Here is a 15,011-nt window from a genome sequence, read left to right on the forward strand (position 1 = left end):
TTACGGCACCCGGCGGCCGGGAACCCGCACCCCGTGCTTCGTATCGAGGACTACGCGCTCATCGGCGACGAGCAGACCGCTGCCCTGGTGGGCACCGACGGTTCGGTCGACTGGCTCTGCCTGCCTCGCTTCGACTCGGCGGCCTGCTTCGCCCGGCTGCTCGGCGACGAGAGCAACGGGCACTGGCGCATCGCCCCGCCCGGCCAGGAGCGGTGCGCGCGCCGCGCCTACCGCGAGGACTCGCTGATCCTGGACACCGTGTGGGAGACGCCCGACGGCGCAGTGCAGGTCACCGATCTGATGCCGCAGCGGCACACGGCGCCGGACCTGGTGCGGATCGTGCAGGGGCTGAGCGGTGAGGTGACCGTGCGCAGCACGCTGCGGCTGCGCTTCGACTACGGCTCGGTCGTGCCGTGGGTGCGCAGGGAGGACGGGCACCGGGTGGCGGTGGCCGGGCCCGACTCGGCGTGGCTGCGCAGCGTGCCGGAGGTGCACACCTGGGGCGAGGACCTGGGCACGCACTCGGAGTTCACGGTGAAGAAGGGAGAGCGGGTCGCCTTCGTGCTCACCTGGCACCCCTCGCACGAGCCGCGGCCCGCGCTGATCGACCCGTACGCCTCGCTGCGGCACAGTCTGAAGGACTGGCAGGCATGGGCGTCCCGCTGCCGCTACCGGGGACCGCACCGGGACATGGTGATACGGTCCCTGATCACGCTGAAGGCCCTCACCTACCGTCCCACCGGCGGGATCGTCGCCGCCCCCACCACCTCCCTGCCGGAGGAGCCGGGCGGCGTACGGAACTGGGACTACCGCTTCTGCTGGCTGCGCGACTCCACGCTCACCCTGACGGCGCTGCTCGCCGCCGGTTACGTGGAGGAGGCCGAGGCCTGGCGCAACTGGCTGCTCCGCGCGGTCGCCGGCGACCCGGCCGACCTGCAGATCATGTACGGGCTCGCGGGCGAGCGGCGGCTGCCGGAGTTCGAACTGCCGTGGCTGGCGGGCTTCAACGGCGCCACCCCCGTCCGGGTCGGCAACGACGCCGTGAAGCAGCTCCAGCTCGACGTGTACGGGGAGGTCGTGGACTCCCTCGCGCTGGCCCGGCGCGCGGGGCTTTCGGCGCAGCCGGACGTGTGGGCGCTGCAGTCGGTGCTGCTGGACTTCCTGCGCACCGCGTGGCGGCAGCCGGACGAGGGCCTGTGGGAGGTGCGCGGCGGACGGCGCCACTTCGTGCACTCCAAGGTGATGGTGTGGGTGGCCGTCGACCGTCTGGTGCGCGCGCTGGAGGAGTACCCGGAGCTGGACGGCGACCTGGACGGGTGGCGGGAGCTGCGCGACGAGGTGCACCGGGAGGTGTGCGAGAAGGGCTACGACCCGGAGCGCAACACGTTCACGCAGTCCTACGGTTCGCGTGAGCTGGACGCGGCGCTGCTGCTGATCCCCCGGGTCGGTTTCCTGCCGCCGGACGACCCCCGGGTGCTCGGCACCATCGACGCGATCCGGACGGAACTGGGCCAGGACGGTCTCGTACGCCGCTACACCGCGGACGCCGCCGAGCTGGACGGGCTGCCCGGGCAGGAGGGCGCGTTCCTCGCGTGCGCGTTCTGGCTCGTGGACGCGCTGCACATGACGGGCCGGACCCAGGAGGCCCGCGAGCTGTTCGAACGGCTGCTGGGCCTGGCGAACGACGTGGGGCTGCTGGCGGAGGAGTACGACACGGTGAACGGCCGGCTGCTGGGCAACTTCCCGCAGGCGTTCAGCCACATCGGCCTGGTGAACAGCGCCCTCGCCCTGTTCGGCGACGAGGAGGCAGGATAGGGCCATGGATCTTGGACTGAAGGACCGGGTGTACGTCGTCACCGGAGCCACCCGCGGGCTGGGCCACGCCTCCGCGCGGGCGCTCGCCGCCGAGGGCGCGAAGGTGGTCGTCACGGGGCGGAAGGAGGACGCGGTCGCGGAGGCCGTGTCCGCGCTGGGGCCGGACGCGGCGGCCGGGGTGGCCGTGGACAACGCCGACCCCGCGGCCGCCGGGCGGCTGATCGCCACCGCGCGCGAGCGGTTCGGCCGCTTCGACGGTGTCCTCGTCAGCGTGGGCGGGCCTCCGCCGGGTTTCGTCGCCGACACCACCGACGAGCAGTGGCAGGCGGCGTTCGAGTCGGTGTTCCTCGGCGCGGTGCGGCTGGCCCGCGCGGCCGCCGCGGAGCTGGGCGAGGGAGGTGTCATCGGCTTCGTGCTGTCCGGCTCGGTGCACGAGCCGATCCCCGGCCTGACCATCTCCAACGGGCTGCGCCCGGGGCTGGCCGGCTTCGCCAAGTCCCTCGCCGACGAACTGGGCCCGCGCGGCATCCGCGTCGTGGGCCTGCTGCCCGGCCGCGTCGACACCGACCGGGTCCGCGAACTGGACTCCCTGTCCGCCGACCCGGAGGCCACCCGCCAGGCGGCCGAGTCCCGTATCCCCCTCCGCCGCTACGGCACCCCCGAGGAGTTCGGCCGCACGGCGGCGTTCCTCCTCTCCCCGGCGGCGTCGTACGTCACGGGCGTGATGCTGCCGGTGGACGGCGGGTCGCGGCACGGGTTCTGAACCCGGACTCCGTGGTCAGGTGACGCGTTCCGGGCGGTGTTTCACCGCCCGGAGACGGACCTCCGACGGGAGGGCCGGGAGGGCCGCGGCGTCGCGGGCGTGGCTCAGAGGGCCCGCGGTGAACGTGTCGAGGGCCGTGCCGGGGTCCACATGGGGCTCCAGGAGCAGCACGACGCGGGTCCGCGGCGTGCCGCGGCGGCCGGTGAGGAGGACGCGGGCATCGGCGACGCCGTCCTGGCGGTCCGCCTCCTCGGCGAGAGCGTGCTCCAGGGCGCGGCCCCGCAGCGCCGCCCCCTCCCCGTCGCCGGTGGGGACGAGGATCTCGGACATGCGCCGCCTGCGGAGCACGGAGACCAGCCACCACAGGCAGAGCAGGACCACCACGGCGAGCCCGGCGATCACCACCGGCCACCACCAGCCCTCGTCCCGCCACCGGGTCCGCTCGGCGTCGTCCAGCAGCACGTCGTTCCGGCCGTCGTGCAGCCACCAGGAGGGCGCGGGCGCGCCAAGGCCGATCGCCAGCACCGAGCCGCCCAGCACGAACAGCACCAGCCCGGCGAGGGCGAGCAGCACACGGTTGACGGTCGTGTTCACGGTCACCGTCCCTTCCGGCCGGGCCGCCGCACGTGCAGCGACAGCGGGGACGGCCGCGCCAGGCCCAGCCCCCGGATCGCCGCTTCCAGCACGGCGGTCAGGTCGTCCCGTACGTCGTCCAGGTCGCGGAAGTGCGACACCGCCCGCACGTCCGTCTTCTTCCGCTTCACCGCCACCCGCACCGACTGCACACCGGCCACCTCGAGCGCCCGGTCCCGCAGCACCGTGGCGGCCGCGTCCCGGTCGAGGCCGGCACGGACGTCGGGGTGGGCGCGGCGCATCGTCAGCACGGACCGCAGTCCCGGGGTGAGGGCCAGCACCAGCAGCCACAGGCCCAGCGCGGCGGCGACGGCCGCGCCGGTCAGCACCCACACGTCGTCGAGCTGCCGCTCGTCCAGTTGCCGGGCGAGGCCGTGCCGCCAGCTCATCCCCGGCCGGTGGGCGCGTACCGCCGCGATGTCGTACAGGAACAGGCCCGCGATCGCCAGGATCACCAGCGCCAGCAGGCCGGCCGGGACGCGGCGCGCCGACCAGAAGCGCCGGCGTCCGCCGCTCGCGCCGCCCATGGTCGCGCCGCCGTCCGCAGTCGGCACCGCCGGGCCGGCCGTCGTGTCCGGCGTCCCGCTCATGGCGTCCTCCCGCCCACCGTGTCGGGGTGGGCGGCCAGATGCAGCCGCTCCACCTGCACGACGACCTCCGGTACGGACATCCCCGCGAGGTCGCGCACCCGGTCGACGACCCGCTTCCGCACCCGCGCGCAGCGGCCGCCGATGTCGCCCGGGTAGTCGAGTTCCACGTGCACCCGCACGCGCGCGCTGCCGTGCCGGACGACGACGCTCGCGTGCGGCGGCTCGGCGTCCGGCGGCAGCGCGCCGAGGGCCTCACGGGCCGCCTGGGACGCGATCTTCGCGACCACACGGTCGGCGACCGTGGTCTCCCCGCGCTCCGCCGGAGGGACGGTCCGCGGGACTCCGCCGAGCTCCACGGCCCCCGTGCCCACCCCGTCACCGCCGCCGTTCGTCACGGGGGCGGAAGAAGTCGCCGAGGTCCAGGTCGCCCTCGACCAGCCGGCCGATCACGAAACCCACCGCGCCCAGGGCCGCCACCAGCAGGAAAGCCCCGAATCCGCCGAAGTATCCGGCGAAGCCCAACGCCATGCCGGCGATCATGCCGACGACGGCCATCCTCATGCCTCGCTCCTCCGCTCAGCGTGTCTCACTGCAGCCGGGTCTCGGTCTCGTCCTCCTCCTCGTCGGGCAGCTTCACGTCGCTGACCGCGATGTTGACCTCGACGACCTCGAGGCCGGTCATCCGCTCGACGGCCGCGATGACGTTCTCCCGCACGTCCCTGGCGACGTCGGCGATGGACACGCCGTAGTCGACGACGATCTCCAGGTCCAGCGCGGTCTGCACCTCGCCGACCTCGGCCTTCACCCCGCGCGTCGGCGACTTCGACCCGCCGGGCACCCGTTCGCGCATGGCGCCGAAGGTGCGGGAGATACCGCTGCCCATGGCGTGCACGCCCACCACGTCCCGCGTGGCCATACCGGCGATCTTCTCGACCACGCCGTCGGCGATGGTGGTCCGCCCCCGGTCGGCGGGGGCGCCGCCGCCGCGTCGCGTGCCCTGGCCCCGGCGGGCGCCGGAGTCGCCGAGCGTCTTGTCGGTGTCAGGAGCCCGTACCGAGCCGCCTTCGGTCATGTCGGTCATTGCCCTACGTCCCTTCGGTCGTCCTCCTTCGACCACCGTATGCGCGTTTGCCCCGATCCGCTCCGGTGATACGGCAGGCTGGAGGAATGATGGCGGACCGATGGACGCGGATGGTGCGGCAACAGGTGGGGCTGGGCAGATTCCTGCCGCTGGGCGGGCCGTACGACGGGGCGTGGATCGCGGAACGGGCGGCGAGCGGGGTGCTGCGCGGCGCGGCGGAACGGGAGGTGCCGGAGGTGCGCCTGGGCGGGGTCCGCATCGGGCTCGCCGACCCCGGCGAGGCCGCCGAGCCGGCGGTGCCGGCCCCGCCCAGCGCCCTGCCCCCGGGCCCCCTGCGGCTCACCGCGGAGTTCGCGGCCACGGCGGCGTGGCCCCTCCCGGAAACGGCCTCCCGCCTGCGCACGGCCCTGGCGGTCACCGCGACGGAACGGATCGGCCTGGACCTGACGGAGGTCGACCTCCGGGTCACGGAACTCCTGGACACCGAGCCGCCGGCGTCCCGGCCCGGTACGCCGGAGACACGCGGAGGTACGGACACGTCCGGGGGCGCGGGTATGCCCGGGGCGGCGGACACGTCCGGGGCGGGCACGCCCGGGGATGCGGACACGCCCCGAGCGGCACGGATGCCCGGGGTCGCGGACACGTCCGGGGCGGCAGATACGACCAGGGGTGCAGGCACACCCGAATCGGCGGGCACACCCGGGGGTGCGGGCGCGTCCGGGGATGCGGGCACGCCCGGGGATGCGGGCATGCCCAGGAGCGCGGGCGCCTACGGAGCGGTGGAGCCGGAAGCGGCGCGGGCACCCGGCTCGGCGGGTGGCTTCGGCGCGGCGGGGGTGGCGGGTGCCGTCGGGGGTGGCCCGGAGGCCGAGCGGGTCGCCGCCGTGGTGCTGCGGGTGCCCGGTGTGAGCCGGCTGACGGGCGTGTGGGGGCTGCCGGTGCGGCTCGGCGAGCAGGCGCCGGCATCCGGCGACGCCCTGCCGCGCCGCCACGCGCGCGTGGACCTGGCCGTCGCGGCGGGGTTCCGCCCGCTGGAGGTCGCACGGGCCGTGCGGGCCGCCGTGGCGGAGGCGTTGCCGGACCGGCCGACGGTGGCCGTCCTGGTCACCGACCTGGACTGAGCCGGCGCCGTCGGCCGGTCACGGCCGGCCGCCCCTACTCGCCGAGGCCTGCCAGATCGCGCAGGCGGCGAGCCTGAGCCGCCCGCTCGGCGCCGCGCTGCTCGTCGTAGGTGCGGCCCTGGGCGCCGCGCAGCAGCGCCTTGGTCTCGATCACGGCGTCGCGCGGCGCGGCCAGCAGCGCCGCGGCGAGGTCCTGGACCGCCCCGTCGAGCTCGGCGGCGGGCACGGCGAGGTTGGCCAGGCCGATGTTCACCGACTCCTCGGCCGTGACGAAGCGCCCGGTCGCGCAGATCTCCAGCGCGCGGGCGTAGCCGACGAGGCCGACGAGGGGGTGCGTGCCGGTCAGGTCGGGCACCAGGCCGAGGCTGGTCTCGCGCATGGCGAACTGCACGTCGTCCGCGACGACGCGCAGGTCACAGGCGAGGGCCAGCTGGAACCCGGCCCCGATGGCGTGTCCCTGCACGGCGGCGATGGACACGATGTCGTTGCGCCGCCACCAGGTGAACGCGTCCTGGTAGCCGGCGATGGCGGCGTCCAGCGCGGCGTCGTCACTGCGCGCGAGGTCGACGAACGACGGCTCGCCGGGGATTCCCTCGGGCGAGAGCATCTGCCGGTCGAGCCCGGCGGAGAAGGACTTGCCCTCCCCGCGCAGCACCACGACCCGGACGGATCCGGGCAGCAGCTGCCCCGCCTCGGTCAGCGCCCGCCACAGAGCGGGGCTCTGCGCGTTGCGCTTGGCCGGGTTGGTCAGCGTCACCGTGGCGATCGCGTCGTCGACGGTGAGCCGTACGCCGTCCTTGTCGAGAACCGGACCGAGGTCCTGGGGGGACGAAGCCATGGGGCGCCTCCGATGGGTGCGGTCGTCTAAGTGACTGCACAGTAACCACCCAGCCGGTCGGACGGCCGACCGGGTGGCCACCATCGGGTCTGCGGGGCTCCCGGGATCAGGCCGACGGAGACTTCTTGCCCCGTGTCGCCCCGCCACGCCCTCGGAGCGTGACGCCCGACTCACTCAGCATGCGGTGCACGAATCCGTAGGAGCGGCCGGTCTCCTCGGCCAACGCCCGGATGCTCGCACCGGCGTCGTACTTCTTCTTCAGGTCTGCCGCGAGCTTGTCGCGCGCGGCGCCGGTCACCCGGCTGCCCTTCTTCAGAGTCTCGGCCACCCGTGCCTCCTCATGGGAAGTGCGCTCTGGTCTCCTCATGATCACCCCTCCCGGGCCCGATGGCCACCCATTCGGCAAGGTCGATAAGACAACCTTGTGACGACGGGAGCGTGTCCCCACATCCGGAATGAGGAATTCCAAGCAGCTTCGGCGCGACCGCCGAACGGGTTTCTCCGGGAATCCGCAGGTCAGAAAGGAGCGACGGCCGGACCCTCGTTCCGGGAGGGTCCGGCCGCGAAATCCGTGTAGGACACACCTCGGGATGAGGAGATCTCACACGATTGATGGATCACCGATGGGCCGAATGATCCATACGCAGTGGATCACGTATTCGATCAAACACCGCTGACCCGCCGCAGGTCTGCGGAGGTCAGGCGAGCGCGACCAGATCCGCGTAGTCGGAGCCCCACAGGTCCTCGACGCCATCCGGCAGCAGGATGATCCGCTCCGGCTGGAGCGCCTCGACGGCGCCCTCGTCGTGGGTGACGAGGACGACCGCGCCCTTGTAGGTGCGCAGCGCGCCGAGGATCTCCTCACGGCTGGCCGGGTCGAGGTTGTTGGTGGGCTCGTCGAGCAGCAGGACGTTCGCCGAGGAGACGACGAGGGTCGCGAGCGCGAGACGGGTCTTCTCGCCGCCGGAGAGGACCCCGGCGGGCTTGTCGACGTCGTCGCCGGAGAACAGGAACGAGCCGAGCACCTTGCGGACCTCCACGAGGTCCATGTCGGGCGCGGCCGAGCGCATGTTCTCCAGGACCGTGCGGTCCGGGTCGAGGGTCTCGTGCTCCTGCGCGTAGTAGCCGAGCTTGAGGCCGTGGCCGGGGACGACGGCGCCCGTGTCGGGCTGCTCGACGCCGCCCAGGAGTCGCAGCAGGGTCGTCTTGCCGGCGCCGTTGAGACCGAGGATGACGACCCGGGAGCCCTTGTCGATGGCCAGGCTGACGTCGGTGAAGATCTCCAGGGAGCCGTACGACTTCGACAGGCCCTCCGCCATCAGCGGGGTCTTGCCGCAGGGCGCGGGCTCGGGGAAGCGCAGCTTGGCGACCTTGTCGGACTGGCGCACCTCCTCCAGGCCGGACAGCAGCTTCTCCGCGCGGCGGGCCATGTTCTGCGCGGCGACCGTCTTCGTCGCCTTGGCGCGCATCTTGTCGGCCTGGGCGTTGAGCGCGGCGGCCTTCTTCTCGGCGTTCTGCCGCTCGCGGCGGCGGCGCTTCTCGTCGGCCTCGCGCTGCTGCTGGTAGAGCTTCCAGCCCATGTTGTAGACGTCGATCGTGGCGCGGTTGGCGTCCAGGTAGAACACCTTGTTGACGACCGTCTCGACCAGGTCGACGTCGTGGGAGATCACGATGAAGCCGCCGCGGTAGGTCTTCAGGTAGTCCCGCAGCCAGACGATGGAGTCGGCGTCGAGGTGGTTCGTCGGCTCGTCGAGCAGGAGGGTGTCGGCGTCCGAGAACAGGATGCGGGCGAGCTCCACGCGGCGGCGCTGACCGCCGGAGAGGGTGTGCAGCGGCTGGCCGAGCACCCGGTCGGGGAGGTTCAGCGCGGCGGCGATCGTGGCGGCCTCGGCCTCGGCGGCGTACCCGCCCTTGGTGAGGAACTCGGTCTCCTGGCGCTCGTACTGCCTCAGTGCCTTCTCACGGGTGGCGCCCTGGCCGCTCGCGATGCGCTGCTCGTTCTCGCGCATCTTGCGGATCAGTACGTCGAGGCCGCGGGCGGAGAGGATGCGGTCGCGGGCGAGGACGTCGAGGTCGCCGGTGCGGGGGTCCTGGGGCAGGTAGCCGACCTCGCCGGAGCGGGTGACCGTGCCGGCGGCGGGCAGGCCCTGGCCGGCGAGGACCTTGGTGAGGGTGGTCTTCCCCGCGCCGTTACGGCCGACCAGGCCGATGCGGTCGCCCTTGGCGACGCGGAAGGTGGCGCTTTCGATGAGGACGCGGGCACCGGCGCGCAGCTCGATACCGGAGGCGGAGATCACGGACAGACTCCAGGGCAGTGGGAAGTGGCGGTGGGCGGCTGAGGGCGTTCCCGCCGTCTAATGCGCGAGGAGAATGGCCATGCGAGCCATTCTAACGGGGCGGGGCAAGCGCTTTTCCGCGTGCGGTTTCCTCCCGGCGGTTGTCGGTGGCCGGTGTCACACTGGCCTGTGACCAGACATCCCGGTGCACTCCGGACACGAGGAAGTGATCACCATGGCAGGCACGGGCAGTGGCAGCTCGCGGCCGGGCGTCGTCCCGGCGCTGTTGTACGCGGACGCGAAGGCGGCGATCCGTCAGCTGACGGAGGGCCTCGGCTTCACGGAGGTGTCGGTCTACGAGGGGGAGGACGGCACCGTGGAGCATGCCGAACTGGCCCAGGGCAACGGGGTGGTGATGCTGGGGTCCAAGGGGCGTGGAGGGGTCTTCGACACGGCGATGAAGGATGCGGGGCCGGCGGGGGTGTACGTCGTCGTGGACGACGTGGACGCGCATCACCGGCGGGCGGTGGAGCAGGGGGTGGAGGTGCTGATGCCTCCGACGGACCAGGACTACGGGTCGCGGGACTACATGGTGCGGGATGTCGAGGGCAACGTGTGGACCTTCGGCACGTACGCGCCGGAGGTCGGCGCCTGATCCGACGCGGCCGGTGCGGCGCCTGGGCACGGTGTCGGATCCGCCGCGTCCTGCGAGGCGCCGTCGCGCCCACCCGTGCCGCCCCTGCGGCACGACTGCCCGCGACGGCGGCGGGATCTCGCGCGACGGCGCCCCGCCCCGCGGGGCGCCGTGGTCAGCCGCCCGTGTGGACCTGGAAGGCCGCTCTTCGGACCGCCTTGGCGAAGGCCGGGTCCGGGTGGGCCGCCGCCAGGGCCACCAGGACCTGGACCGTGCGGGGGTGCCCCACCGCGCGGACCTCGTCCAGGAGGGCCGGCACCGTGGGCTGGACCGCCGTCTCGAGATGACGGAGGAGCAGCGGCGCCTCGCCGTGGTCCGCGACCGCCGCCGCCGTGTCCACCCACAGCCAGGTCGCCTCCTCCCGGGTGAGCACCTCGTGCGCGTCCTCGGGGTCCACCCCGTCGTGCTCGGCCAGCCACAGCAGGGCGTACGGCCGCAGCGTGGGCTCGTCGAGGGCGGCGCGCACCTCCGGCTCGGCGGGGCCGCCGACCACCCGCAGCGCCTCGAAGGCGAGGCCCCGCAGCAGGGCGTCCTCGCCGCGGGCGGCGGCGATCAGCTCGGTGACGGCGCTGCCGACCGGCCGGGCGGCGAGCCAGGCACGGTACTCGGCGCGGGCCGCGGCCGGACGGAGCCGCGCGCACCCGCGCAGCATGTCCTCCGCGCCCTGCTCGATGTTGCCCGCCGGGCTCTGCGCGGCGACGCAGATCTGCTCCAGCTTGACCCACACCGCCCAGCTGCCGAGCGGGGTGAGGGTGGCCTGGCCGTCGCCGTAGGTGAGCGCGCCGACGGAGGCGAGGGCGCGCAGCGCCCAGTCGAGAAGAGGCCGCAGCGGAGCGTCCACGGCGGGCGCGGGGCGCGGCTCCGGGGCGACGGCGGGCGTGTCGGGCCGCGGCCCGTAGTCCACCTCGCAGCGCTCCGTGCGCAGTTCGGTGACCCGCTGCTCGAGCAGGTCGAGCAGCTGGGGCACGGGCACCGGCCCGGCGGACAGCTGGAGGAAGGACAGCACCTGCGGCATGGCCGTCACGACCTCGGCCACGGCGGCGGGCTCGTAGTCCTCGGGTTCGGGGCAGGCGAGCGACCAGGCGTCGCAGAGGGCGACCCAGCCGCGCAGCACGGCGCTGTCGTCGCGGTCCCAGGCGCGCAGCCGCCAGCCGGGGCGGGCGCTGTCGCCGTGCACCTCGATGAGGCCGGCCAGCCGGGCGGTGTCCCAGTCGGCACAGACCTGATCGACGGTCAGGCCGAGGGCGTCGGCGGCCCTGCGGGCGGTCGCGTCGGACAGGGTGGCCTTGCCGTCGGCGGTGGCGCTGTCGCCGCCGGGGCCGAGGGCGCGGTCGGCCCAGCGGGCCACGCGGGCGGCCGCGGCCAGGACGGAGCGTGCCATTCCGGCCAGCTCGGCAGGTGCGGGCGTGCCCTCCGGGGGGCGTGGCGCGGGGCGGCGCACACGCCGCTGCTCGATCGCGGCGGGGGCGGCGGCCAGGGGTCGCGGGCGGACGAGTCGAAGCCTGGAGTCGCGCGGGATACGGGACGTCACGGGTGCAGTCTTCCGGTTGACGGTCCGAAAACCCAAACGGAATGCCGGGGGACGCCTCGGCGGCCGTCGCCGTCCCGGCCCGGACGGTGCCGGAGGGGCCTGATCAAGCCAGCGGTCCGACCGTAAACGGAATCCTCTGCACCGCCCGCCGCTCCCCTCCTCGGACGGGCCCGCCGACGTGGCCGGCGCGCGGCGCGCGCCCGCTCACATCAGCGGCACGAGGAACCGTCGCAGCGACTCCTCGTACCTGGCCGGGTCGGCGTTCCACATCGCGGCGTGCGGGGCGCCCCTGACGGTCTGCAGGGTGACCGTGTCGGGGTGGGCGGCGGCGAGGCGGCGGGAGAACCGCCAGGGGGCCACCGTGTCGTCGGGGCCGTGGAAGATCTGCGTCGGGATCGCGACGTTGTCGAGGCGCACCGCGCCGGGCCGGTGGTCGCCGTACAGGCCGGTGCGGCCCTGGGCGGCGCGGACGGCGAGCGGCAGGAGCACACCGGGGGTGCGGCGGGCGCCGGCGAGGGCGCGCAGGGTGGACTCCCAGTCGAGCACCGGGGAGTCCAGGAGCAGCCCGGCGACGCGTTCGCGCAGCTCCGAGCGGGCGGCGGCGCGCAGCGCCATGGTCGCGCCGGTGGACCAGCCGTAGAGCACCACCTTGCGGGCGCCGGAGTCGACGGCGTGCCGCAGCACGGCGTCGAGGTCGCGCCACTCGGTCTCGCCGAGGTGGTTGAGCCCGTCCGGGGACCGGGGCGCCTCCGGGTCGCCCCGGTAGGCGGGGACCAGGACCGGGAACTGGTTGCGGCGCAGGGCGTCGAGGACGTTGAGGACGTGTTCGCGGGTGGCGCCGAGGCCGTGCACGGCGATCACCCAGGTGTCCCGGGCGCCGGGCACGAACCAGGCGGGCAGCGGCCCGAGTTCGCCCGGTACGTCGAGGACGGTGTGGTCGACGCCGAGCGCGGTGCCCGGGTCGCCGACATGGACGTTCGGGGTGAAGCGGGCCCGGTCGCCGGGTTCGGGCGTCCCGTAGGTGACGCGTTCGAGGCGGCGTACGACGGTGTCGGCGGAGTGCGCCGTACCGGCCAGGACGGGTCCCACGACCGCGTGGAAGCGCTCGCCGACGAGGCCGTAGCGGCCGGGCCGCAGGGCGGCGAGGTCACGGGTGAGGGTGACCTGGCCGGCGGCGGTGGCGTGGACGGTGAGCCCGGGCTCGGTGGGCAGGGGCCGGCCCGGGGGGATCCTCAGGGCGGCGTCGCTGGCGAACCGGCCGACGGCCACCGCGGCGGCGCCGGCCCCGATCACGGCGGTGACGGCTGCTGCCGTCGCAGTCACAGTGCGCACGCCTCCCAGTGTCGGGTCCGGACGCGGACCCGGCCAGTGGACGCGTGGCCCGGGACCGTCCGGACGCGGTCGGCCTCACGGCCGCGTCAGCGGTGGGCCGGGCGCTTCACCCGGCCTCCGGAAGGGTTCCCCGTGAGCCGCTCATGACACCCGGCGGCCGGACTCGGCGGCCGCCGGGCCGATGAAGGGTCACCCCCGCTGCCCGTACCCCCGCAGCCGCTCCCCCGCCTCCGCGAGCTGGTCCGGGGTGAGCAGGGCCGGGGTCAGGCCCGGTACCGAGGAGGCCGTGAGCCAGACGCGGCACATCCACTCCAGCTGGGCCGTGCGGTCGTACGCCTGGGCGAGGGTGGCGCCGTGGGTGAGGGTGCCGTGGTTGCGCATCAGGCAGCCGGTGCGGCCGTCGAGGGCGTGCAGAGTGCTCTCGGCCAGTTCCGGCGTGCCGTAGGTGGCGTAGCGGGCCACGCGGACGGGGCCGCCCAGGGCCGCGGTCATGTAGTGGATCGCCGGGAGCTCGTCGACGAGCGTGGAGACCGCGGTGGCGTGCACGGCGTGCGTGTGGACGACGGCGCGCGCGCCGGTCGTGCGGTACACGGCCAGGTGGAGGGGCAGCTCGCTGGTCGGGACCAGCGTGCCGATCACCTGCCGGCCCGTGAGGTCCACCCCCGTCACGTCGGCCGGGGCGAGCCGGTCGTACGGGACGCCCGAGGGTGTCACGAGGACGGTGTCGCCGACCCGTACGGAGACGTTGCCGGAGGTGCCGACGACGAGGCCGTCGGCGACGGTGCGGCGGGCCGTCGCGACGAGCTCCGCCCAGGCGTCCGCCACCTCCTCGCCCGGCCCCGCGGAGCCCTCACCGCGCGTGCCCGGGACGCCACGCACAGCGCCCTCCGCTTCCTGTCCGGTCCGGTACTGGTCGGTCATGTGGAGATCCTGCCAGGAGCCCCGGCCGTGTGGGCTGGACGGCGGAGCGCACACCCCCTCTTCCGGTCACCGCGATGCCCGTTCCAGTTCATCTTCCGTTCACCCTGGTTACCTACGTTCGACCAGCCAATGACCTCGAACGATTGCCTGGGTAAATGGAAAGCTTCTCGCTGATCCTCGCGATTGTGGTGGTAACCGCACTCGCGTTCGATTTCACGAACGGTTTCCACGACACCGCGAACGCGATGGCAACGACCATTTCGACCGGTGCGCTGAGGCCCAAGGTCGCGGTGGCCATGTCCGCCGTGCTGAACCTTGTCGGCGCTTTTCTCTCGGTGGAGGTCGCCAACACGATCTCCAAAGGCCTCGTCGACGAGGCCGGTATCCGTCCCGAGGTCATCTTCGCCGCGTTGGTCGGCGCGATCCTCTGGAACCTCCTGACCTGGCTGGTCGGCCTGCCGTCCAGCTCCTCGCACGCCCTCATGGGCGGTCTGATCGGCGCCACGGTCGCCTCCGCCGGCTTCGGCGCGGTCCACGGCGACGTCCTGGTCACCAAGGTCCTGATCCCCGCGATCGCCGCCCCGCTGGTGGCCGGCCTCGCCGCGATGTTCGCGACCCGGCTCACCTACCGCATGGGCCGCAACGCCGACGCCAAGGCCTCCGAGAAGGGCTACCGCGCCGGGCAGATCGCCTCGGCCGGCCTGGTCTCCCTGGCGCACGGCACCAACGACGCCCAGAAGACGATGGGCATCATCACCCTCGCCCTGGTGGCCGGCGGCACCCTCGCTCCCGACTCGGACCCGCCCATGTGGGTCATCCTCTCGGCGGGCATCGCCATCGCGCTCGGCACCTACCTCGGCGGCTGGCGCATCATCCGCACCATGGGCAAGGGCCTGACCGACCTCCAGCCGCAGCAGGGCTTCGCCGCCCAGACCAGCGCCGCGACGGTCATCCTGGCCTCCTCCCACCTCGGCTTCTCCCTCTCCACGACGCACTCCGTCTCCGGTTCCGTCATGGGCGCCGGCCTCGGCCGCAAGGGCGGTGTCGTCCGCTGGTCGACCGCCACCCGGATGTTCGTCGCCTGGGGTCTGACCCTGCCGGCCGCCGCCCTGGTCGCGGCGATCGCCGAGTGGGTGTGCGGCTTCGGGAACTGGGGCACCGCCGTCGTGGCCGTCTTCCTGATCGCGTCCAGCGCGGCCATCTGGAAGATCTCCCGGCGCGAGGTCGTCGACCACACCAACGTCAACGACCACGAGGCCCCCGGCGCGGAGCCGGCCGGCGTGGTGACGCAGGCGATGGCCGCGGTGACCCCGCCCCCGGCGGGCACCGTGAGCGACGAACTCGCGGCCACGATCCCGGCCCCCAACGACCCGGCCTCACCGGCCAGGACCTCCGTCTGACCGCGACGGCCCGGAA

Annotated in this window: 16 protein-coding genes; 5 read left to right on the forward strand and 11 right to left on the reverse strand. The window is 74.0% G+C overall.

The window, feature by feature from the left end:
* Positions 1–33: 33 nt before the first annotated feature.
* Both ACP7TJ_RS06805 and ACP7TJ_RS06810 read left to right on the forward strand, forming a co-directional pair.
* Positions 34–1,815 (forward strand): glycoside hydrolase family 15 protein, encoded by a 1,782-nt coding sequence (locus ACP7TJ_RS06805; RefSeq protein ID WP_093767649.1) that lies wholly within the window; start codon positions 34–36, stop codon positions 1,813–1,815.
* A gap of 4 nt (positions 1,816–1,819) precedes the next feature.
* A complete protein-coding gene (locus ACP7TJ_RS06810; RefSeq protein WP_093767648.1) occupies positions 1,820–2,578 on the forward strand; it encodes an SDR family oxidoreductase in 759 nt (252 codons plus the stop codon).
* A gap of 15 nt (positions 2,579–2,593) precedes the next feature.
* On the opposite strand, the gene amaP is transcribed toward ACP7TJ_RS06810, so the two are convergent.
* From amaP to ACP7TJ_RS06835, 5 genes are read right to left on the reverse strand one after another with little or no spacing between them, the layout of a single operon-like run.
* Positions 2,594–3,178: an alkaline shock response membrane anchor protein AmaP gene (gene amaP / locus ACP7TJ_RS06815; protein WP_376724914.1), complete on the reverse strand. Its 585-nt coding sequence runs from the start codon at positions 3,176–3,178 to the stop codon at positions 2,594–2,596.
* A complete protein-coding gene (locus ACP7TJ_RS06820) occupies positions 3,175–3,801 on the reverse strand; it encodes a DUF6286 domain-containing protein (protein WP_167744912.1) in 627 nt (208 codons plus the stop codon). The genes amaP and ACP7TJ_RS06820 overlap by 4 nt, the downstream gene beginning before the upstream one ends.
* Entirely contained in the window at positions 3,798–4,196 is a 399-nt protein-coding gene (locus ACP7TJ_RS06825) for a hypothetical protein (RefSeq protein ID WP_394854443.1), read from the reverse strand. The genes ACP7TJ_RS06820 and ACP7TJ_RS06825 overlap by 4 nt, the downstream gene beginning before the upstream one ends.
* Positions 4,177–4,362: a hypothetical protein gene (locus tag ACP7TJ_RS06830; protein WP_093767645.1), complete on the reverse strand. Its 186-nt coding sequence runs from the start codon at positions 4,360–4,362 to the stop codon at positions 4,177–4,179. The genes ACP7TJ_RS06825 and ACP7TJ_RS06830 overlap by 20 nt, the downstream gene beginning before the upstream one ends.
* Positions 4,363–4,387: 25 nt before the next feature.
* The gene (locus ACP7TJ_RS06835) at positions 4,388–4,882 is read right to left on the reverse strand and encodes an Asp23/Gls24 family envelope stress response protein (RefSeq protein ID WP_093767644.1); all 495 of its coding nucleotides are present in this window, start codon (positions 4,880–4,882) and stop codon (positions 4,388–4,390) included.
* Between the two features lie 86 nt (positions 4,883–4,968).
* Here ACP7TJ_RS06835 and ACP7TJ_RS06840 point away from each other — a divergent pair, with 86 nt between their 5' ends.
* The gene (locus ACP7TJ_RS06840) at positions 4,969–6,003 is read left to right on the forward strand and encodes a hypothetical protein (RefSeq protein WP_427762461.1); all 1,035 of its coding nucleotides are present in this window, start codon (positions 4,969–4,971) and stop codon (positions 6,001–6,003) included.
* 34 nt (positions 6,004–6,037) lie between these two features.
* On the opposite strand, the gene ACP7TJ_RS06845 is transcribed toward ACP7TJ_RS06840, so the two are convergent.
* From ACP7TJ_RS06845 to ACP7TJ_RS06855, 3 genes are all read right to left on the reverse strand, one after another.
* Positions 6,038–6,841: an enoyl-CoA hydratase/isomerase family protein gene (locus ACP7TJ_RS06845; protein ID WP_093767642.1), complete on the reverse strand. Its 804-nt coding sequence runs from the start codon at positions 6,839–6,841 to the stop codon at positions 6,038–6,040.
* Positions 6,842–6,947: 106 nt separating this feature from the next.
* Positions 6,948–7,169 (reverse strand): helix-turn-helix domain-containing protein, encoded by a 222-nt coding sequence (locus tag ACP7TJ_RS06850; RefSeq protein WP_006132657.1) that lies wholly within the window; start codon positions 7,167–7,169, stop codon positions 6,948–6,950.
* Between the two features lie 370 nt (positions 7,170–7,539).
* The gene (locus ACP7TJ_RS06855) at positions 7,540–9,138 is read right to left on the reverse strand and encodes an ABC-F family ATP-binding cassette domain-containing protein (protein ID WP_093767641.1); all 1,599 of its coding nucleotides are present in this window, start codon (positions 9,136–9,138) and stop codon (positions 7,540–7,542) included.
* Positions 9,139–9,352: 214 nt separating this feature from the next.
* On the opposite strand from ACP7TJ_RS06855, the gene ACP7TJ_RS06860 reads away from it, so the two are divergent.
* Positions 9,353–9,772 carry a VOC family protein gene (locus ACP7TJ_RS06860; RefSeq protein WP_093767640.1) on the forward strand — a complete coding sequence of 140 codons (420 nt, stop codon included), beginning with the start codon at positions 9,353–9,355 and terminating at the stop codon, positions 9,770–9,772.
* A 154-nt stretch (positions 9,773–9,926) separates the two neighbouring features.
* On the opposite strand, the gene ACP7TJ_RS06865 is transcribed toward ACP7TJ_RS06860, so the two are convergent.
* From ACP7TJ_RS06865 to ACP7TJ_RS06875, 3 genes are all read right to left on the reverse strand, one after another.
* Positions 9,927–11,342, reverse strand: coding sequence for a hypothetical protein (locus ACP7TJ_RS06865; protein WP_176710860.1), 1,416 nt, complete (start codon positions 11,340–11,342; stop codon positions 9,927–9,929).
* 204 nt (positions 11,343–11,546) lie between these two features.
* Positions 11,547–12,674 (reverse strand): alpha/beta hydrolase, encoded by a 1,128-nt coding sequence (locus tag ACP7TJ_RS06870; RefSeq protein ID WP_167744914.1) that lies wholly within the window; start codon positions 12,672–12,674, stop codon positions 11,547–11,549.
* 189 nt (positions 12,675–12,863) lie between these two features.
* Positions 12,864–13,595: a class II aldolase/adducin family protein gene (locus tag ACP7TJ_RS06875; RefSeq protein WP_176710859.1), complete on the reverse strand. Its 732-nt coding sequence runs from the start codon at positions 13,593–13,595 to the stop codon at positions 12,864–12,866.
* Between the two features lie 155 nt (positions 13,596–13,750).
* On the opposite strand from ACP7TJ_RS06875, the gene ACP7TJ_RS06880 reads away from it, so the two are divergent.
* Positions 13,751–14,995: an inorganic phosphate transporter gene (locus tag ACP7TJ_RS06880; RefSeq protein WP_167744915.1), complete on the forward strand. Its 1,245-nt coding sequence runs from the start codon at positions 13,751–13,753 to the stop codon at positions 14,993–14,995.
* The last annotated feature ends 16 nt before the right edge of the window (positions 14,996–15,011 follow it).

It is taken from the genome of Streptomyces sp. DSM 41931 (assembly GCF_050271085.1).
Taxonomy (GTDB): Bacteria; Actinomycetota; Actinomycetes; order Streptomycetales; family Streptomycetaceae; genus Streptomyces; species Streptomyces albogriseolus.